Origin of the sequence: Arenibaculum pallidiluteum, from assembly GCF_017355985.1 — a bacterium.
GTDB classification, from domain to species: Bacteria; Pseudomonadota; Alphaproteobacteria; order Azospirillales; family Azospirillaceae; genus Arenibaculum; species Arenibaculum pallidiluteum.
In genome coordinates this window covers 128,931-147,281 of record NZ_JAFIQU010000013.1, presented here as the reverse complement: position 1 = coordinate 147,281, position 18,351 = coordinate 128,931, and the positions used below count along the sequence as shown (strand labels likewise).

Below are 18,351 nucleotides of genomic sequence, written 5' to 3'. Positions count from 1 at the left end.
TCCTCTTCCGCCGGGCGGCTGCCGTCCGGGCCTCAATCAATCCTCGCCGAGATAGCTCGCCCGTATGCGCGGATCGTCCGCAAGGGCCGATGCGTCGCCGGCGATGGTGACGCGGCCGTGGTCAAGCACGAAGGCCCGGTCCGCGCAGGCCAGGGCGACGGCCACGTCCTGCTCCACCACAAGCAGCGTCACGCCCGTCCTGCGGATCGCATCGAGCGCGTCGAGGAGCTGGTCGACGACCTTCGGCGCGAGGCCTAGCGACAGCTCGTCGATCATCAGGAGGCGCGGCCGTCCCATCAGGCCCCGGGCGATGGCGCACATCTGCTGCTCGCCCCCGGACATGGTCGTGGCGTCCTGGCGCCAGCGCTCCGCCAGGCGCGGGAAGAGCGCGGCGACCCGGTCCAGATCGGCGGCGAGCTCGGCCCGGGAGGCCTGTCGCAGATGGGCGCCGAGAAGCAGGTTGTCCCGGACGCTCAAGCCCGCGAACAGACGGCGGCCCTCAGGCACATGGATCAGGCCCGAGGCGACGCGGCGGCGGGCGGAGGTGCCCGAGAGGTCGTCGCCGGCGAACCAGATCTGGCCGCCGGTCTGCCGGACGAGGCCGGAGAGAAGCCGCAGCAGCGTCGATTTTCCCGCGCCGTTCGAGCCGATCAGGGCGATCAGCTCGCCCTGGCGGATCTTCATGTCGACGCCCCAGAGCACCTGGACGTCGCCGTAGCCGCCCTGGGCCTGCACGACGGAAAGGAGCGGGGCGTTCATGCCAGGTCCCGTCGCGGTTCGATGCCGGGGCGGCGGGCGCGGTCGCGCACGCCCAGATAGGCGTCGACGACCCGCGGATCCGCCAGGATCTCGGCGGTGGGGCCATCGGCCAGGACGCGTCCCTGGTGCAGGACGACGGTGCGCGGGCAGGCCCGGCGCACGACCTTCATGAGATGTTCGATCAGCAGGATCGTGATGCCGGTGCCCGCCACCCGGGCGACCAGCTCCAGTGCGGAGTCGAGCTCGGCCGCGTTGAGCCCGGCATTGACCTCGTCCAGCATCAGGAAACGCGGCTTCATCGCGAGGCTCTTCGCGAATTCCAGGCGCTTCCGGTCGGCAAGCGTCAGGGCCGCCGCCGGCCGGTCCTGCACGCTCTCCAGGCCGACGAACGCCAAAAGCTCGCGCGCCTCGTGCCGGGCCGCCGCCGGGTCGCCGATCCCGCCCGCGAACATCGCGCCCACCGCGACGTTGTCGATCGCCGACATGCGCGGGAACGGCTGGACGACCTGGAAGGTGCGGGCGATCCCGCCCCGCGCGATACGGTCCGCGGGAAGGCCGTCGATCCGGCGCCCCTCCAGCAGCACCTGTCCGGCATCGGGCCGGACAAGGCCGCTGACGACGTTCACGAAGGTGGTCTTGCCGGCGCCGTTGGGGCCGATCAGCCCGACCACCTCGCCCTTGCCGATGCTGAGCGACACGTCGTTCAGCGCGAGGATGCCGCCGAACCGCCTGGTGGCGCCGCGCAGCTCGAGCAGCGGCGGGTCCCGAAACACCGTGGAAGATGCGTCGGAGAGGGCGGGCGTCATGGCGTCCTCCCGGGCTTGGCGAGCGGGCGGAATGCCAGGAGGCGCCGCGGGCGCACGAGCCGGATTCCTCCCGGCAGGAACAGGACGAGAAGAACCACGAGCAGGCCGAGGGCGCCCTCGTGCAGCTCCAGCAGGTTGCGCCAGAACAGTTCCTCGAGGGCAAGGAAGGCCGCTGCGCCGAAGACCGGGCCCGCGACGGTGCCGACGCCGCCCAGCAAGGCCATGATGATGGGCTTGACCGACAGCAGCACGTCGAAGGCATCCGTCGGGTCGATGTAGCTGACCCAGGATGCGTAGACGGCGCCCATGATCCCCGGAGCCAGGGAGGAGAGGACGAGCGCCGCGCGCTTGGCCCTGCGGGTGTCGACCCCGAGCATCAGGGCGGCCGTCTCGTTCTGCTCGACGCAGCGAAGGGCAAATCCCAGCCGCCCGCGATCGACGAGCCATGCGGCGGCCACGGACAAGGCCGCGACGGCGCCGAACACCCAGAAATAGAGGCGCGCCTGGTCCTCGACCCCGATGGAGAGCAGCGGCAGGCTGATCCCCATGCCGCCATTGGTCAGGCTTATCCACGAGTTCGCGACCTCCCGCAGCACGTCGGCGACGACGAGGCTGGCGATCGCGAAATAGTGGCCGCGCAAGTGCAGGATGCAGTAGCCGAGGCCCGCCGCCAGGAGGGCGGCCACGATCCCGCCGGAGAGCCAAGCGAGCGGGGCGGCCACGCCGTAGCCGGCCTGCAGGACCGATCCGGCATAGGCGCCGATCCCGAAGAAGGCCGCCGTGGCGAAGGACGGGTAGCCGGCGAAGCCGCCGATGACGTTCCAGGACGATGCAAGCCCGATGTAGAGGCAGAGCGTCGTCGCGAGGCGCAGGGCGTAGGCATCGCCCGCAAGGGTCGCGAAGGCCGCGGCGGCCAGCAGCGCGACCCCCGACAGCAGGGGCAGGAGGAGGCCGCGCATCAGTCGAAGCCCCGCCGCCCCAGCAGGCCGGACGGCCTGACCAGCAGCAGCAGCAGGAGCAGCAGGAATGCAAGCGTCCCGGCATGCTCGGGGCCCAGGGACAGGGCGCCGAGGCTCTCCATCACGCCGAGGGCGAAGCCGCCGACCACGACGCCGGGAACGCTGCCGAGCCCGCCGAGGACGCAGATGACGAAGGCCTTGCCGAGATAGGTCGCCGAGGCGACGGGCGAGATCGGAAAGAGCGGTGCCAGCAGGCACCCGGCCGCCGCCGCCAGGGAGGCCGCGAGCGCGAAGGTCAGGGCGTAGGTGGCGCGGACGTCGATCCCCATCAGGGCAGCGGCGTCGCGGTCCATGCGAACCGCGACGATCGCGCGGCCGATCCGGGTCAGGCGCAGGAGGGACCAGAGGGCGAGCACCAGAAGCAGCGAGCAGGCCGTGGCGACCAGCCTGTCCACCGGCAGGACGATCGCCCCCAGGTCCAGGATGCCCAGGGGCGGATCCAGGACCACCTTGCGATAATCGGCCTTGAATGCGAGCAGCATCAGATTGTTCAGGATCAGGTTCAGGCCGAAGGTCAGGGTCAGGGTGATCAGGACCGGACGGTCGACCACCCGGTTGATCACCATGGTCTGCAGCGCATAGGCCAGCGGGAACATCAGGGCGCCGACCGCCGGCGCGGCCGCGAAGGGGCTGACACCTGCGGCCGTGTGCAGGAAGAACGCCCCATAGGCGCCGAGCACGATGAACGAGCCGTGCAGCAGGTTGATGATGTTCAGCACGCCCCAGACGAGCGAGAACCCGGCCGCGATGGCGGCATAGAGCCCGCCCAGGAGCAGTCCGTTTGCGAGGATCTGCGCGATCACGCTCGAAGCTCCCCGGTCGTCCGGCCTACTTCACGCCCGCCCGGAAATCGCTGGTTCGCACCTCGTCGGGCAGCAGCACCCGGACCTTGCCGTCCTGGATCTGATAGGCCGGCGGGACGTAGGAGTTGGCCATGCCGCTGGGGCCGAAGGAGATCGGGCCGAAGAACGTCTTGAAGCCGCCCTTGGCCAGCTCGGCGCGGACGGCCGCGCGGTCGGCCGAACCGGCGCGCTCCACCGCCTGCTGAAGGATCACGCCCACGGCGGCGCCGGACGCCTGGGTGAAGTCCGGCTCGCTTCCGTGCCGGGCCTTGAAGAGCTCGACGAAGCGTTCCGTCGATCCGAAGATGTCCTCGCTGCGATAGCGCAGGACCGGGTGGAACCAGCTCGCGGTGGTGATGTTCTCGGCAAGCGGCCCGACGGCGTCGATCCATTCCTGGTAGGCAGGGCCGTTGATCATGGTCACGACGGAAGCCGAGAGGGCGAGATCGCCCATCTGCTTGCGCGCCAGGATCAGGTCGTTGATGTAGCCGGTGACCACGATCCAATCCGGCTTGGCGGCGCGCATCTGCGCCAGGGCCGCCGAATGGTCGAGTGCCCCGATCGCGTACTTCTCGAAATACACGACCTCGAGCCCGCGCTTCTTCGCGGACTTCTCGAATTCACCCGCGAGCGAGAGTGGATAGAGGTCGTTGCGCGCCAGGATCGCCACGCGCCTGACCGCGGGCAGGCGCTGAGCGACCAGATCGGCCAGGGGCTCCGAGAGCGTGCTGTTGTCGGTGTAGAGGCCGAACAGGTTCTTGTAGCCCTGGTCGAAGACCTCGGCCGAGGACGCGGAGGAGGCAAGCATCGGCACGCCGTGCTTCTCGGCCACGGCGCTCGCGGCCTTCGCCGCGCCCGAGCCGAAGGGCGAGAACAGGAAGTCGACCTTGTCGTCGACGACAAGCTTCTCGGCGAGCTGGACGGCCTTCGGAGTGTTCGACTGATAGTCGTTGAAGACGAGCTCGACCTTCAGGGTGCTGCTGCCGGCCTTGATGCCGCCGGCCTTGTTCACGGCCTCGAGCCAGACTTCGTAGCCCTGGCGCAGCTTGGTTCCCTCGGGCGACAGGGCGCCGGTCAGGGGCAGGGGCGCACCGATGCGCAGGACGTCACCAGCCGCCTTCGAGGCCCGCAGCGGGATCAGTGCTGCAACGCCCACGGCACCGCTGGCGGCGAGGATCTTGCGACGAGAGATATGCACGACAGCGCCCTTCCGTGTGATCTTTGAGATGAATCACACCAAATCCCTTAGGACGCAATAGAAATCTACATCAAGGTGTATGCTAGGCCCTTTATTGCACTATAATGAATTGTATAATATGTTCGAGGCGTGGGGTGGCTAGGCCTCGCCTGCACTTCCGGCAGTGCGGGCGAGCGAAGCGGTGGGGTGTGCCTTTCCGCGCGGCGCCGGGCCGGTCGTGCCGCGCTCCAGCAGCTCGACGGGCAGGCGCAGGTTCCAGCCCTCCGGCCGCTGCTCCTTGCGGATCAGGCGCAGCAGGATGTCGGCGCCGGCGCGTCCGATCTCGTGCATGGGCTGGCGGAATGTCGTCAGCGTCGGATCGGAGTAGTCCGAGAACTCGATGCCGTCGAAGCCGAGCACCGACACGTCGCCGGGGACCGCGACGCCGGCCGCGCGGACCGCCTTTATGAAGCCCAGCGCGCTCTCGTCGCAGGCCGCGAAGACGGCGGTCGGCCGCTCATCGATGCGCAGGAAGTCCGCCGCTGCGGTGAGGCCCGCCGAGAAGCCGAAGACTCCCTCCCAGCGCAGGCAGTTCCGCTCCGAAAGCCCGGCCTCCCGCAGTCCCTCGATGAAGCCGGCGTAGCGCTCGGTCTCGATCACGTGGCCCGCCGGGCCCGAGATATAGGCCAGGCGTTCATGGCCCAGCCGGGTCAGGTGGCGCGCCGCCTCGCGCGCGGCCTCGCGGTCCTCCACGACGACGTGCGGGATGCCCTCGACGGGCATGGCCGCGCACAGGGCGACCATGGGCAGGCCGGCTTCGGTCATGTCGCGCTGGCCGTTCTCGGGGATGTGCCCGTTCATCAGCAGGACCCCGTCCACCTGGCGGGACAGGGCGAGGTCGACATAGCGCGCCTCGCGCTCCCGGCGGTTGTCGAGATTGCCGATCACCAGCCCGTAGCCGGAGCGCGTCAGCTCGTCGTCGATGCCGCGCAGGATCTGGGCGAGCACCGGGTTGGCGAGGTTCGGCACCACCGCCAGCACCATCATGGTGCGCCGGGTACGCAGGTTCCTGGCCGCGCTGTTCGGGATGTACCCGCTGCGCCGGACCGCCTCCATCACCAGCGTATGGGTCAGCGGCGTCACCTTGTCCGGCGTTGCCAGCACGCGGCTCACCGTGGCGGTCGAGACCCCGGCCAGCCGCGCGACATCGGCGATCCGCACCTCCTTCTGCGTGCGTCGGCGATCCCCCGCCATAGAGATTACCCCATTGTTTCTGCTGATTTGTTCGCATGTCCGAGGTGGCGCGCAGACACCGTTTTAAGCCTTGACTCTCATCTCAGGACAGCAGCAAGCTGCCTGAAAATGTAATCGATTACATCATCGGTTTCAATTTGCTTCTGGGAGGAAGCAATGCTCTCAAGGACATGTGTGCCTGTGCTCGCCCTTGCCCTGGTCTGGAGCACGGGTGCTGCAGCCCAGCAATACAAGGCCGAGGTCCTGCACTGGTGGACCTCCGCCGGCGAATCCGCGGCCGTGAAGGTCTTCGCCGACGCCTTCGCCAAGGCCGGCGGCACCTGGGTCGACAATGCCATCGCGGGCGGCATCAATGCCCGGGCGGCCGCTATCAACCGCATGGTCGGCGGCAACCCTCCGACCATGGCGCAGTTCAACACCGGCAAGCAGTTCGATGAGCTCGTCAGCAACGAGCTGCTGCGCGACGTCGACGCGCAGGCGCAGGCCGGCAAATGGCGCGACCTCATGCCAAAGGCGATCGTCGAGGCGATCACGCGCGACGGCAAGGCCTATGCGGTTCCCGTCAACGTCCACGGCCAGAATTGGCTGTTCTACAACACGAAGATCTTCGCCGATGCCGGCCTCGATCCGCCGAGGACATTCCCGGAGCTGCTCGAGACCGGCGAGAAGCTGAAGGCGCGTGGCGTGATCCCCCTGGCCCTCGGCGGCCAGCCCAACTGGGAGCACAACCTGTTCCGCGCCGTCCTGGTGGGGCAGGCGGGCGCCGACGTGTTCCGCGGCGTCTACGGCACGCGCGATCCGGCCGTCGCGAAGGGCGCCAGGTTCAAGGAGGCCGCCGAGATCTTCGGCCGCATGCGCGCTCTCGTCGATCCCGGCAGCCCTGGGCGCAACTGGAACGACGCCGCCTCGCTGGTGATCACGAACAAGGCGGCCATGCACTTCAACGGCGACTGGGCCAAGGGCGAGTTCGTCGCGGCCGGCCAGACGGCAGGCAAGGAATACGGCTGCACCATCGTGGGCGAGTCCGGCGGGCTGGTGATCGGCGGCGACGTCTTCGTCTTCCCGGCGACGGGCGACAAGGCGGTCCTTGCAGCCCAGGACAGGCTGGCGGGCATCCTGCTCGACCCCGACGCCCAGATCGAGTTCAGCAAGCGCAAGGGATCGATCCCCGTGCGCATGGACCTCGACGTGTCGTCCATGGACGCCTGCGCCCGGAAGGCCCACGACGTCCTGCGCGACCCCGCGAACCAGATCGAGGCCATGGAACTGCTGAGCATCCCGAACTTCTCGGGCGCCATGCAGGACGCGGTGACGCAGTACTGGAACACGCCGGGCATGCCCGCCGAGGCCTTCGTCGACAAGGTCGTGGCGGCCATGCGCGACGCCGGCTGATCCGCCGCAGACCCAGGCATCTCTCCCAAGAGAGGGGTTTCCAGTGAATAGCATCTCGATCCAGGCGCCCCGCGCCGGCGTCCTGGTGCGCCGCGGTCGGCGCCGCGTCGGCCGGGGCCTGCCGGCGGCGCTCGCGCTGCTGCCGACGGCGCTGGTCGTCCTCGTCGTCTATGTCGGCTGCATGCTGTGGACCGTGCGCCTGTCCTTCACGGGCTCCACGCTGCTGCCGCGCTACGACTGGGTCGGTTTCGCCCAGTACGTCCGCCTCTTTGCCAACGACCGGTTCCTGACATCGGCCGGGAACATCGTGATCTTCGGCATCCTGTTCATCACGGGCTGCCTGATCCTGGGCTTTCTCCTGGCGGTCTTCATCGACCAGAACGTCCGGGGCGAGGGGGTCCTGCGAACCATCTTCCTCTATCCCTATGCGATGTCCTTCATCGTCACCGGCGTCGCCTGGCAGTGGTTCCTGAACCCCGGCCTCGGGCTTCAGAAGCTCATGCGCGATACCGGCTTCCCGGGCTTCACCTTCGACTGGCTCGTGAACCCCGACATGGCGATCTACACGATCGTGATCGCGGGGATCTGGCACGGCGCCGGTCTGACCATGGCGATCCTGCTGGCCGGCCTGCGCGGCGTCGATTCCGATCTCTGGAAGGCCGCGCGCGTCGACGGGGTTCCCGCCTGGCGCTACTACCTCTCGGTCGTGCTGCCGCTGCTGCGGCCCATGGTGGTCACGGCCACCGTGCTGCTCGCGACCGGCGTCGTGAAGCTCTACGACCTCGTCGTCGCCATGACACTGGGCGGTCCCGGCATCTCCACCGAGGTGCCGGCGAAGTTCGTGATGGACCACCTGTTCGAGCGCAACAACATCGGGCTCGGCACGGCGGCCGCGACGATCATGCTGATCGCCGTCGTCTCCATCCTCGCCCCCTGGGTCTATGCCCGCTACGTCCGCGAGGAAGGAGGCCGGGTATGAGGTCCCGTTCGGGTGGTTCCACCGAACCGCAGGGCCGCCGCCCGCGCCGCATCACCGCGGGGCGGATCGGCCTCTATGCCTTCCTGTTGACGGCGGCGCTGTTCTTCCTGCTGCCGCTCTGGATCATGCTGGTGACCTCGCTGAAGCCCATGGAGGAGATCCGGCTCGGCAACATCGTGGCGCTGCCGGCGGCGCTGACCTTCGAGGCCTGGGGCAAGGCCTGGTCCTCTGCCTGCACGGGGCTCGCCTGCGACGGGATCAGCGTGGGGTTCTGGAACTCCGTCCGCATCCTCGTTCCCTCGGTGATCCTCTCGATCGCGCTGGGGGCGGTGAACGGCTATGCGCTGTCGCTGTGGCGGATCCGGGGGGCCAACCTGCTGTTCGGCATCCTGCTGATGGGCGCGTTCATCCCGTACCAGGTCTTCCTCTATCCCCTCGTGCGCATCTTCTCGGCCGTCGGCGTCTACAACTCGCTGAGCTGCATCGTGATCGTCCACGCCATCTTCGGCCTGCCGACGATGACTCTGCTGTTCCGGAACTACTACGCGGGGATCCCTGCCGACCTGTTCAAGGCGGCGCGCGTCGACGGCGGCGGCTTCTGGACGATCTTCCTGCGGGTGATCCTGCCGATGTCGACGCCGATGCTGGTCGTGGCGACGATCCTGCAGGTCACCGGCATCTGGAACGACTTCATCCTGGGGCTGACCTTCGCGGGCCGGGAGAACCTGCCCATGACTGTCCAGCTCAACAACATCGTCCATTCGACGCAGGGCGAGCGCGCCTACAACGTGGACATGGCGGCCACCATGCTGGCGGCCCTGGTCCCGCTCGCGGTCTATTTCGTCTCCGGACGCTGGTTCGTGCGCGGCATCGCCGCCGGCGCCGTGAAGGGGTGAGCCATGACAGCGGTTTCCGTTCGTGACGTATCGATCGCCTTCGGCATGCTGCGGGTCTTCGACGGCCTGTCGCTCGACATCGAGGAGGGCGAGTTCGTCGTCCTGCTGGGGCCCTCGGGTTGCGGCAAGTCGACCCTCCTCAACGCCATCGCCGGGCTGCTGGACGTGTCGGCGGGGCAGATCTGGATCGACGGGCGCAACGTCACCTGGGACGAGCCGAAGGACCGCGGCATCGCCATGGTCTTCCAGTCCTACGCGCTCTACCCGCGCATGAGCGTGCGCGAGAACATGTCCTTCGGGCTGCGGATGGCGCGCACGCCGAAGGCCGAGATCGACAGGCGCGTGACGCAGGCGGCGGATCTGCTGCAGATCACGCATCTGCTGGACCGCCGGCCCGACCAGCTCTCGGGCGGGCAGCGCCAGCGCGTCGCGATCGGCCGGGCGCTGGTGCGCGATGCCGGGGTCTTCCTGTTCGACGAGCCGCTCTCGAACCTCGATGCCAAGCTCAGGAACGAGCTGCGCGTCGAGATCAAGCGCCTGCATGCCCGGCTGGGCAAGGCGACCATGATCTACGTCACCCACGACCAGGTGGAGGCGATGACGCTGGCCGACCGGATCGTCGTGATGAAGGAGCAGAAGGTCCAGCAGATCGGCAGCCCCGCCGAGATCTACGGGCGGCCGTCCAACCTGTTCGTCGCCGGCTTCATCGGCTCGCCCCAGATGAACTTCGTCAGGGGTCGGCTCGAGGCCGAGGGCAACCGGCTCGCCTTCGCGGCTGGCCGGCATCGTCTGCCGCTGGACGCCTACGCCTTCTCGGACCGGCCGGAGCCCGGCCGCGAGGTGGTCCTCGGCGTGCGGCCGGAGCATGTGGAGCCCGGCGCGAGCGGCGTCTGGCCCGGCTTCACCATCGACATCGTCGAGCCCATGGGGGCCGACACGGTCGTCTGGTGCAGCGACGGGACCGAGACGATCCAGGTGCGCACGAGCGGCACCCGGCGGGTCGCTCCCGGCGAGGGCCTGTCGCTCGGCCTCGATGCCGCCCAGGTCTCGCTCTTCGCCGCCGACACGGGCGAACGCCTCTAGCGCGGCCCTGCCGACCCGGGCCGGCACTACCCCGCCGGTCCTGCGGCTCATCCCCAATCATGAGGTCCAAATGGGCGTCACGGACATCCTGTCGATCCAGCTCTATACCCTGCGCTCGCTGGAGAGCCTCGACCGCATCCTCGACACGGTCGCCGAGGCGGGGTTCCGCTACGTCGAGACGGTGGGATCCCATCTCGAGGGCGCGGTCGGCGTAAGGGCCAAGCTCGATGCGCGGGGGCTTGCCGCCTCCTCGAGCCATGTCAGCCTGGCCGCGCTGCGCGAGCGCCCAGAATTCGTCGCCGAGGCGTGCCGGACCTTGGGCTTCACGCAGCTCTTCATGCCCTCGGTTCCGCCCGAGCAGCGCGACATGGACGCCGAGGGCTGGCGCGCCCTGGGGCGCGAGCTCGGCGAGATGGCGCTGCGGTTCCACGACCAGGGAATCACCCTGGGCTATCACAACCACGACTGGGAGCTGAGGCCCAAGGCGGACTCGAAGACGGCGCTGGAGCTGATCTTCGAGGCCGCCGGGGACAGCCCGCTCGCCTGGCAGGTCGACGTTGCCTGGCTGGCGCGCGGCGGGGCGGATCCCAAGGCGTGGATCGAGCACTATCGCGGGCGCATCGCCTCGGCCCATGTGAAGGACATCGCGCCGGCGGGTCGGAACGAGGACCAGGACGGATGGGCCGACGTCGGGTCCGGGATCCTCGACTGGCGCGATCTCTGGCAGACCTGCCGCCGCTCCGGGGCCGCCTGGATGGTGGTCGAGCACGACAGGCCCGCCGACCCGGTGACCACCGCACGGGCCAGCTTCGCCTTCCTCAGCAAGATCGAGGACTGATCCATGGACACCGTGAATGTCGGCGTCGTCGGCTGCGGCAACATCTCGGGCATCTACTTCCAGAACATCGCGGCCTATCGCGGGCTGCGGCTGGCGGCCTGCGCCGACCTGCGCCACGAGGCGGCCCGGGCCCAGGCCGAGCGCTACGGGATCGACGCGATGCCGGTCGAGGACCTTCTGGCGCGCGCGGATATCGACCTCGTCGTGAACCTCACGGTCCCCGGCGCGCATTTCGGCGTCTCCATGGCCGCGCTGCGGGCGGGCAAGCACGTCTTCTCCGAGAAGCCGCTGACGGTCGACGTCGAGCAGGGCCGCGCTCTGGTCGACGAGGCCGAGGCGCGCGGCCTGCGGCTCGGCTGCGCGCCCGACACCTTCCTGGGGGCGGGCGGTCGCCTCGCCCGGCGGCTGGTCGACGAGGGCGCCGTCGGGCGGATCCTCTCCGGCACGGCCTTCCTGATGTCCCACGGCATGGAGCACTGGCATCCCGACCCGGAGTTCTTCTTCAAACCCGGCGGCGGACCGATCCTGGACATGGCGCCCTATTATCTCGGAACGCTGGTGAACCTGATCGGCCCGGTCAGGCGCGTCTCGGCCATGGCCGGGATCGGCTTTCCGGAACGCGTCGTGACGGCGGATTCGCCGCGCAGGGGCCATCGCATCACCGTCGAGACGCCGACGACCGTGATGGCGCTGCTGGAGTTCGCATCGGGCGCGCAGGTCACCTTCTGCATGAGCTGGGATGTCTGGAAGCACGGCCATCCGCCCATCGAGCTCTATGGCACCGAGGGGTCCATGCGGGTTCCCGATCCCAACTTCTTCGGCGGCGCGGTCGAGCTGACGGAGCGCGGCGGGGACTGGCGCACCATGGATGCGGGCGGCCTGCCGCTCGGCGTGCCCAACTGGCGCTCGCCCGCCTGGCCGGCGGAGGCGCCGTCGCGGGCGAACTACCGGGCGCTCGGCCTCGCGGATCTCGCCAGTGCCGTCCTGCACGGGACGCCCCATCGCTCGACGGGCCGGCTCGCCCTGCACGTGCTCGAGGTGATGCACGCGATCCTCGAAAGCGCGGCCGGCGGACAGCCGGTGGCGATCGCCACTGCGCCGGAGCGCCCGGCCGCGCTGGAGGACGCCGAGGCGGCCAAGCTCTGGAAGGGCTTGCCCGAAGCGGCCTCGGCGGCCTGAAATGGCGCCCCCGGGCGGCGAAAGGCCGCCCGGGGCCAAGCCAAGGGGGGAACCATGAAGCCGGTTCGCTGGGGAATTCTGAGCACCGCCAAGATCGGGCGGCTGAAGGTTGTTCCGGCCATTATGCGCAGCCCCCTCTGCGACGTGGTCGCGGTCACCTCCCGCGACGGGCAGGCGTCGGCGGCGATGGCGGCCGAGCTCGGCATCCCGCGAGCCTATGGATCCTACGAGGAGCTGCTGGCCGACCCCGGGATCGAGGCCGTCTACAATCCCGTGCCGAATCACCTGCACGTGCCGCTGACCCTGGCGGCGGCGCGCGCCGGCAAGCACGTGCTCTGCGAGAAGCCGATCGCGCTGGACTCGGCGGAGGCGCACCGCCTGCAGGACGAGCTGCCGCCGGGGATCCTGGTCGCGGAGGCGTTCATGATCCGCCACCATCCGCAATGGATCCGGGCCCAGGAACTGATCCGCGCCGGCGAGATCGGCGAGGTGCGGGCGGTGAACGTCGCCTTCTCCTACACGAACCTCGATCCCGCCAATATCCGCAACCGACCGGAGATCGGCGGCGGCGGCCTGATGGACATCGGCTGCTACGCCGTCATGTCGGGTCGTCTCCTGTTCGGGGCGGACCCCGTCCGCGCGATCGCGCTGATCGACAGGGACCCAGGCTTCGGCACCGACCGGCTGACGAGCGGCCTCGTCGATTTCGGAGGCGGCCGCCACCTGATCTTCACGGTCTCGACGCAGCTCGTGCCGTTCCAGCGGGTCCAGGCGCTGGGCACGAGCGGGCGGATCGAGATCCGCATCCCCTTCAACGCCCCGCCGGACGAGCCGACCCGCATCCTGGTGGATGAGGGGCGCGTGCATGGCGATGCGCAGGCGCGGAGCCTGGAGCTGCCGGCCTGCGACCAGTACACGCTCCAGGGCGAGGCCTTCGCCCGTGCGATCCGCGGCGCAGGGCCGCTGGTCGGCGGGGTCGAGGATGCGATCGTGAACATGCGCGTCCTTGACGCGCTGCGCCGCTCCGAATCGAGCGGCGCCTGGGAGAAGCCGTAGGCTCCCCGAAAGAGGACCGCCCGGCCCTTGCGGGCCGGGCGGTTTCCTTCACCGTGCCGGACTGCCTTCAGCAGCAGCGGCGGATGCCGTTCCACTTCCGCTCCAGCTCCGACCGGAAGAATGTCTTCCGGTCGAGGGCCGGTGCATCCGCGTGGAGGCGGTTATGCCGCTCCAGGTACCGGTCATAGGCGTCGTCGCCGATGACCTGGCGGAAGCCGCTCCAGAAGGCGCGGAGGCGAGACAGCATCGGGACGGCTCCTTCAGTCGTCGCCCTGGGCCATGGGCATTTCGGGATGCGGGGCCCAGCGGGTCTCGGTGCTCGGGAGGACCGCCCGCCCGAGCTGGTGACGCCAGGACAGGCGCACGGCTTCCACGATCACGGTCCACAGGACGATCACGAAGAAGACCGTCAGGGCCGCGTCCAGGCGCTGGTTGAAGATCAGCTTGGGCGCGGCTTCGGCCATGGCGCCGGTGAGCTGCCCGGCGGCCAGCTTCTGCGCGAGCGCGTCGGCACCCGCGAGGAAGCCCACGCGCGGATCCGCCGAGAAGAGCTTCTCGTAGGACGCCACGGTGGTGATCACCGCCAGCGCGGCCATGGGGGCGCCGACGACCCAGGCGTATCTTGTCTTGCCGGACTTCACGATGATGCCCATGGCGACCGCGAGCGCAATGGCGGCGAGCATCTGGTTCGAGATCCCGAAGAGCGGCCACAGAATGTTGATGCCGCCATAGGGGTCGATCACGCCGATGTAGAGGAAATAGCCCCACATGGCCACGAAGATGGCCGAGGCGGCCACGGTCGCGGGGTAGGACTTGGTGTTGCCCAGCGGCGCGTAGAGGTTGCCGAGCATGTCCTGGAGCATGAAGCGCCCGACCCGCGTGCCGGCGTCCACCGCCGTCAGGATGAAGAGCGCCTCGAACATGATGGCGAAGTGGTACCAGAGCGCCAGCAGGCTCTGGCCGAAGGCGCTGGCGAAGATGGTCGCCATGCCGACCGCCAGCGAGGGGGCGCCGCCGGTACGGGCCAGCAGCGTGGTCTCGCCCATGGCTCGGGCCAGCCCCTCCATGGTCTCGGCCGTGACGGGGAAGCCCCAGCTCGAGATGGTGGCGACGGCCTGCGCAACCTCCTTGCCGACGATGCCGGCCGGGGTGTTGATGGCGAAGTAGACGCCGGGGTCGAGCACGCCCGCCGCGATCAGCGCCATGAGGCCGACGAAGGACTCCATGACCATGCTGCCGTAGCCGACGAGGCGGATGTCCTTCTCGTTGGCGATGATCTTGGGCGTGGTGCCCGATGCGATCAGGGCATGGAAGCCCGAGATCGCGCCGCAGGCGATCGTGATGAACAGGAACGGGAACAGGTTTCCCGCCACCACGGGGCCGGTTCCGTCGATGAACTTCGTCAGCGCGGGCATCTTCATCTCCGGCTGGAGGATGATGACCGCGAAGGCGAGGAGCAGGATCGCGCCGATCTTGATGAAGGTGGAGATGTAGTCGCGCGGCGCAAGCAGCAGCCACACCGGCAGGATGGCCGCGACGAAGCCGTAGCCGATCACGAAGGCGGCGAGCGTCGTGCCGTCGTAGTCGAAGAACGACCGCAGGAGCGGGTTATGGTCGATCCAGCCGCCGCCGGCGGTCGCGAGCAGGAGCAGCGCGAGGCCGATCAGCGAGCCTTCGAGCACGCGGCCGGGCCGGATGTTGCGCATGTAGATGCCGACCAGGATCGCGATGGGGATCGTCGCGAAGACGGTCGAGGTCCCCCAGGGGCTGTGCTTCATGGCGTTGACGACGACCAGGCCGAGGACGGCCACGATCAGGACCATGATCATCAGCGTGCCCAGGAGCGCCGCCGAGCCGGCCACGGGGCCGAGCTCGTCGCGCGCCATCTGGCCCAGCGAGCGTCCGTCGCGGCGGGTCGAGCAGAACAAGACGACCATGTCCTGGACGCAGCCGCCGAAGACGGCGCCTGCCAGCAGCCAGAGCGTGCCGGGCAGGTAGCCGAACTGCATCGCGAGCGTGGGGCCGACCAGCGGGCCTGCGCCCGCGATCGCCGCGAAATGATGGCCGAAGGTGATCCAGCGATGCGTCGGCACGTAGTCGCGGCCGTCGTTGCGGAGCTCGGAAGGAGTGGCGCGGTTCTCGTCGACGGTCAGGACCTTCGCGGTGATCCAGCCCGCATAGAAGCGGTAGGCCAGCGCATAGACGCCGAACGCCGCGCCGATGAACCAGAAGGCGTTGATGGACTCGCCGCGGTTCAGCGCGATCCCGCCGAGGCAGGCCGCGCCGAAGACGGCGATCGCCACCCATAGGAGTGGCTTCAGCTTGTGGGTCATGACGCACCTCTGATCTCGCCCGGGGAGTGGGCGACATGGACAGAATCAGAGGCCGATCTGGGGCGGTCGGATCCGAGGATCCCGAGAAGCAGGCTGCCATGCAGCGGTCAGGACATCACGCGAGTCGCTGGCAGCCATGACCAGATACGGTCCCGATTACACGGGTACTTTCTAGGTAATTTTTAGAAGGGGCGCGTTGACCCACGTCAATGGGATGGGGTCCTGGCGGGCGCATGGTTCCGGAAGGCCGGCGATTTGCCCCGCGAGTGGAATACGATCATGCAGAAGACACCCGTCACGATCCTGACCGGCTACCTCGGCGCCGGAAAGACGACGCTGCTGAACCGGATCCTGACCGAACCCCATGGCCGGCGCTTCGCGGTCATCGTCAACGAGTACGGCGAGGTCGGGATCGACGGCGGCCTCGTCGTCGGCGCCGACGAGGAGATCTTCGAGACCAACAACGGCTGCGTCTGCTGCACCGTGCGCGGCGACCTGATCCGTATCGTCTCGGGCCTGCTCCGGCGGCCGCGTCCCTTCGACGGCATCCTGGTCGAGACGACCGGCCTCGCCGATCCCGGGCCCGCGGTGCAGACCTTCTTCGTCGACGAGGAGATCGCATCGCGCACCACGCTCGACGCGGTGGTGACGGTGGTTGACGCGAGGCAATTGGCCGAGGCCTTCGCCACGGGACACGAGGCGCGCGAGCAGATCGCCTTCGCCGACGTCGTGCTCGTCAACAAGACCGACCTCGTGGACGAGGACGGCCTTGCCGCGGTCGAGCGGGAGGTGCGGCGGATCAACCCCTTCGCGGCGCTCCACCGGAGCGTGCGGGCGGATGTCGACCTGTCCGCCGTGCTGGACCGCCGGGCCTTCAGCCTCGAGAGGATCCTGGCGGAGGACCCCGGATTCCTCGATCCCGGGCATCACCACGATCATGGGGACGGCATATCGAGCCTGTCTCTGACATCCGACCGGCCCGCGGCGCCGGAGCGGTTCGAGGCCTGGGTCCGGTCCCTGGCCGCGGAGAAGGGCAGGGACCTCCTGCGCTACAAGGGGCTCCTCGCCCTGCCGGACGGGGCGGAATCCATGGTGGTCCAGGGCGTTCACATGGTCGTGGAGACCGCCCGCATGCCACGGCGCGCGGGCGAGCGCGCGGACAGCCGCTTCGTGCTGATCGGGCGGGATCTCGACCGGCACGCGCTGCGCGAGGGCTTCGATGCCTGCCTCGCCTGACGTGCCGCCGGGCATCGCCGCGGCCTTCGAACTCGGCGTGCCCGTGACGGATGCCTGCTTCGATGCCGCGGGCGGCACGCTGGCCGTCGCGACGGGCGACGGCGCCCTCCGCCTCTACGCGCTCGGCCGCGCCGGGGTGACCGCGGGGCCAGCGGTCGAGGCCCATGAAGGCCCGGTGCTCCAGCTCCGTCCGGGCGGGCCCGGCGGCGGCTTCGTGACCGGCGGCGACGACGGGCGCGTCGTCGCGCTGGACGGGGCAAATTCGTCAACGGCGGCCCCACGGGCGCTCGCGACGTTCTCCGGTGCCTGGATCGACGCCCTGGCGGTGTCGGCGGACGGCCGGCTCGTGGCCGCCGCCGTCGGGCGGTCCGTCCATGTCATGGATGCGGCCGGGAAACCCATCGCGGTGCTCGACGGCCATCCGAGCACCGTCGCCGACCTGGCCTTCTCGGCTTCGGGCGGCACGCTCGCCGTCGCGCATTACCGGGGCGTCACCCTCTGGCCGCTGCCAGCCGGCGAGCCGAGGCGTCTCGACTGGCCGGGATCCCATCTGCGGGTCGTCTTCGGCCCCGACGGCCGCCATGTCGTGACGGCGACCCAGGACAACGAAATCCATGCCTGGCGTCTGGCCGACGGAGCCGGCTTCCAGCTCGCGGGCTATGGCGCGAAGCCCCGCTCGCTGTCCTGGGGGCCCAGGGGGGCCTATCTCGCGAGCAGCGGCGCGGATGGCGCCATGCTCTGGAGCTTCCGGGGCGAGGGGCCGGCAAGCAGGCCGCCCATCGCGCTCGGGCCGGAGCGCGGCGAACTCGTCTCCGTGGTGGCCTGCCATCCCGCCCGGGACCTCCTGGTCTTCGGATACCGGGACGGCTGCATCCTGCGCGGCGGGCTCGAGGACGTCCCGATCGAGGAGGTCCGTCCGCCCTCGGGAAGCGCCGTGGCGGCTCTGATCTGGTCGCCCGACGGCCGGTGGCTGGCCGCTGCGATGGAGGACGGCCGGCTTGAGTTTCGGCGCGCGCGGGCCGCTGGGCTGCTGGAACGCCTGATGCGGCGCCTGCTGCCGCGGGCCGCCTGACGGCGCCCCGCGGCCCCGCGGCTACCGCGCTCCGGGATCGGACCGCCGCCTCTGCCGGAGCCGCTTTGCGCCCAGCTTGGCCTTGCGCTTGTTGGACCGGATCCGGGTCGTCGTCCGCTTCATCTCCGTCTCCTTCCGTGCCGATGCCGATTGGCTCCGGGCAGGGACAACATCCCTGGCGGGCTGTCGTCGCGCGCCCGGACACTGCGGCGAGGGTACCCGGCAAAAAGGATCACAACAGTTTGCGGGACATTCGCCGCTTTCCCGGGGCGCAGGGTTTCCCTGCGGTTGCGGCCGGCACGCCCTGGCGCAGCGCGGAGCGTCGGGGCTCCGGCGCAGAACCCGCGGGAGTTTAGGTAATATCTCATTAACCATGCGCCGACACCCTCGCATTGCCTACGGCGAACGGCGGGCCTGCCCGTCCATCACG

General features: G+C 69.4%; 17 protein-coding genes. 9 read left to right on the top strand and 8 right to left on the bottom strand.

Translation table 11 applies throughout. The features are described 5' to 3' along the window. Window positions 1-36: 36 nt before the first annotated feature. The 6 genes from JUB13_RS22225 to JUB13_RS22200 all read right to left on the bottom strand — a co-directional run bounded on the left by JUB13_RS22225 (window position 37) and on the right by JUB13_RS22200 (window position 5,857). Window positions 37-759 (bottom strand): ABC transporter ATP-binding protein, encoded by a 723-nt coding sequence (locus JUB13_RS22225; protein ID WP_207482756.1) that lies wholly within the window; start codon window positions 757-759, stop codon window positions 37-39. Next, entirely contained in the window at window positions 756-1,565 is an 810-nt protein-coding gene (locus tag JUB13_RS22220) for an ABC transporter ATP-binding protein (RefSeq protein WP_207482754.1), read from the bottom strand. The genes JUB13_RS22225 and JUB13_RS22220 overlap by 4 nt, the downstream gene beginning before the upstream one ends. Then, window positions 1,562-2,524 carry a branched-chain amino acid ABC transporter permease gene (locus JUB13_RS22215; RefSeq protein ID WP_207482752.1) on the bottom strand — a complete coding sequence of 321 codons (963 nt, stop codon included), beginning with the start codon at window positions 2,522-2,524 and terminating at the stop codon, window positions 1,562-1,564. The genes JUB13_RS22220 and JUB13_RS22215 overlap by 4 nt, the downstream gene beginning before the upstream one ends. Next, window positions 2,524-3,387, bottom strand: a complete 864-nt coding sequence (locus JUB13_RS22210) for a branched-chain amino acid ABC transporter permease (RefSeq protein WP_207482750.1) — start codon at window positions 3,385-3,387, stop codon at window positions 2,524-2,526. The genes JUB13_RS22215 and JUB13_RS22210 overlap by 1 nt, the downstream gene beginning before the upstream one ends. Before the next feature lie 25 nt (window positions 3,388-3,412). Beyond that, on the bottom strand, window positions 3,413-4,624 hold the full coding sequence (locus tag JUB13_RS22205; RefSeq protein WP_207482748.1) for an amino acid ABC transporter substrate-binding protein: 1,212 nt from the start codon (window positions 4,622-4,624) through the stop codon (window positions 3,413-3,415). A 138-nt stretch (window positions 4,625-4,762) separates the two neighbouring features. After that, window positions 4,763-5,857, bottom strand: coding sequence for a LacI family DNA-binding transcriptional regulator (locus JUB13_RS22200; protein WP_207482746.1), 1,095 nt, complete (start codon window positions 5,855-5,857; stop codon window positions 4,763-4,765). 156 nt (window positions 5,858-6,013) lie between these two features. Between JUB13_RS22200 and JUB13_RS22195 the strand changes: the two genes are divergently transcribed. The 7 genes from JUB13_RS22195 (at window position 6,014) to JUB13_RS22165 (ending at window position 13,280) form a co-directional block, all read left to right on the top strand. Further along, window positions 6,014-7,249, top strand: a complete 1,236-nt coding sequence (locus JUB13_RS22195) for an ABC transporter substrate-binding protein (protein ID WP_207482742.1) — start codon at window positions 6,014-6,016, stop codon at window positions 7,247-7,249. A gap of 43 nt (window positions 7,250-7,292) precedes the next feature. Next, window positions 7,293-8,228: a carbohydrate ABC transporter permease gene (locus JUB13_RS22190; protein WP_211115616.1), complete on the top strand. Its 936-nt coding sequence runs from the start codon at window positions 7,293-7,295 to the stop codon at window positions 8,226-8,228. Next, complete coding sequence (locus JUB13_RS22185) at window positions 8,225-9,124, top strand: carbohydrate ABC transporter permease (RefSeq protein ID WP_211115615.1); 900 nt, start codon at window positions 8,225-8,227, stop codon at window positions 9,122-9,124. Before JUB13_RS22190 ends, JUB13_RS22185 begins: the two co-directional genes overlap by 4 nt. 3 nt (window positions 9,125-9,127) lie before the next feature. Further along, a complete protein-coding gene (locus JUB13_RS22180) occupies window positions 9,128-10,207 on the top strand; it encodes an ABC transporter ATP-binding protein (RefSeq protein WP_207482740.1) in 1,080 nt (359 codons plus the stop codon). Between the two features lie 70 nt (window positions 10,208-10,277). Then, window positions 10,278-11,045, top strand: a complete 768-nt coding sequence (locus JUB13_RS22175; protein ID WP_207482738.1) for a sugar phosphate isomerase/epimerase family protein — start codon at window positions 10,278-10,280, stop codon at window positions 11,043-11,045. Between the two features lie 3 nt (window positions 11,046-11,048). Then, the gene (locus JUB13_RS22170) at window positions 11,049-12,224 is read left to right on the top strand and encodes a Gfo/Idh/MocA family protein (RefSeq protein ID WP_207482736.1); all 1,176 of its coding nucleotides are present in this window, start codon (window positions 11,049-11,051) and stop codon (window positions 12,222-12,224) included. A gap of 54 nt (window positions 12,225-12,278) precedes the next feature. Further along, entirely contained in the window at window positions 12,279-13,280 is a 1,002-nt protein-coding gene (locus JUB13_RS22165; protein WP_207482734.1) for a Gfo/Idh/MocA family protein, read from the top strand. A 67-nt stretch (window positions 13,281-13,347) separates the two neighbouring features. On the opposite strand, the gene JUB13_RS22160 is transcribed toward JUB13_RS22165, so the two are convergent. Beyond that, entirely contained in the window at window positions 13,348-13,527 is a 180-nt protein-coding gene (locus tag JUB13_RS22160; RefSeq protein ID WP_207482731.1) for a CstA-like transporter-associated (seleno)protein, read from the bottom strand. Between the two features lie 13 nt (window positions 13,528-13,540). Further along, entirely contained in the window at window positions 13,541-15,613 is a 2,073-nt protein-coding gene (locus JUB13_RS22155) for a carbon starvation CstA family protein (protein WP_207482729.1), read from the bottom strand. A 279-nt stretch (window positions 15,614-15,892) separates the two neighbouring features. Here JUB13_RS22155 and JUB13_RS22150 point away from each other — a divergent pair, with 279 nt between their 5' ends. Beyond that, complete coding sequence (locus JUB13_RS22150; RefSeq protein WP_207482727.1) at window positions 15,893-16,849, top strand: CobW family GTP-binding protein; 957 nt, start codon at window positions 15,893-15,895, stop codon at window positions 16,847-16,849. Continuing rightward, entirely contained in the window at window positions 16,833-17,921 is a 1,089-nt protein-coding gene (locus JUB13_RS22145; RefSeq protein ID WP_207482726.1) for a WD40 repeat domain-containing protein, read from the top strand. The genes JUB13_RS22150 and JUB13_RS22145 overlap by 17 nt, the downstream gene beginning before the upstream one ends. Window positions 17,922-18,351 lie beyond the last annotated feature (430 nt).

What these genes read in the sequence shown, in the direction of transcription:
- JUB13_RS22220 (WP_207482754.1), bottom strand. Translation starts at nt 1,565, where the DNA reads ATGACGCCCGCCCTCTCCGACGCATCTTCCACGGTGTTTCGGGACCCG.
- JUB13_RS22180 (WP_207482740.1), top strand. Translation starts at nt 9,128, where the DNA reads ATGACAGCGGTTTCCGTTCGTGACGTATCGATCGCCTTCGGCATGCTG.
- JUB13_RS22215 (WP_207482752.1), bottom strand. Translation starts at nt 2,524, where the DNA reads ATGCGCGGCCTCCTCCTGCCCCTGCTGTCGGGGGTCGCGCTGCTGGCC.
- JUB13_RS22155 (WP_207482729.1), bottom strand. Translation starts at nt 15,613, where the DNA reads ATGACCCACAAGCTGAAGCCACTCCTATGGGTGGCGATCGCCGTCTTC.
- JUB13_RS22175 (WP_207482738.1), top strand. Translation starts at nt 10,278, where the DNA reads ATGGGCGTCACGGACATCCTGTCGATCCAGCTCTATACCCTGCGCTCG.
- JUB13_RS22170 (WP_207482736.1), top strand. Translation starts at nt 11,049, where the DNA reads ATGGACACCGTGAATGTCGGCGTCGTCGGCTGCGGCAACATCTCGGGC.
- JUB13_RS22165 (WP_207482734.1), top strand. Translation starts at nt 12,279, where the DNA reads ATGAAGCCGGTTCGCTGGGGAATTCTGAGCACCGCCAAGATCGGGCGG.
- JUB13_RS22185 (WP_211115615.1), top strand. Translation starts at nt 8,225, where the DNA reads ATGAGGTCCCGTTCGGGTGGTTCCACCGAACCGCAGGGCCGCCGCCCG.
- JUB13_RS22145 (WP_207482726.1), top strand. Translation starts at nt 16,833, where the DNA reads ATGCCTGCCTCGCCTGACGTGCCGCCGGGCATCGCCGCGGCCTTCGAA.
- JUB13_RS22200 (WP_207482746.1), bottom strand. Translation starts at nt 5,857, where the DNA reads ATGGCGGGGGATCGCCGACGCACGCAGAAGGAGGTGCGGATCGCCGAT.
- JUB13_RS22225 (WP_207482756.1), bottom strand. Translation starts at nt 759, where the DNA reads ATGAACGCCCCGCTCCTTTCCGTCGTGCAGGCCCAGGGCGGCTACGGC.
- JUB13_RS22195 (WP_207482742.1), top strand. Translation starts at nt 6,014, where the DNA reads ATGCTCTCAAGGACATGTGTGCCTGTGCTCGCCCTTGCCCTGGTCTGG.
- JUB13_RS22150 (WP_207482727.1), top strand. Translation starts at nt 15,893, where the DNA reads ATGCAGAAGACACCCGTCACGATCCTGACCGGCTACCTCGGCGCCGGA.
- JUB13_RS22160 (WP_207482731.1), bottom strand. Translation starts at nt 13,527, where the DNA reads ATGCTGTCTCGCCTCCGCGCCTTCTGGAGCGGCTTCCGCCAGGTCATC.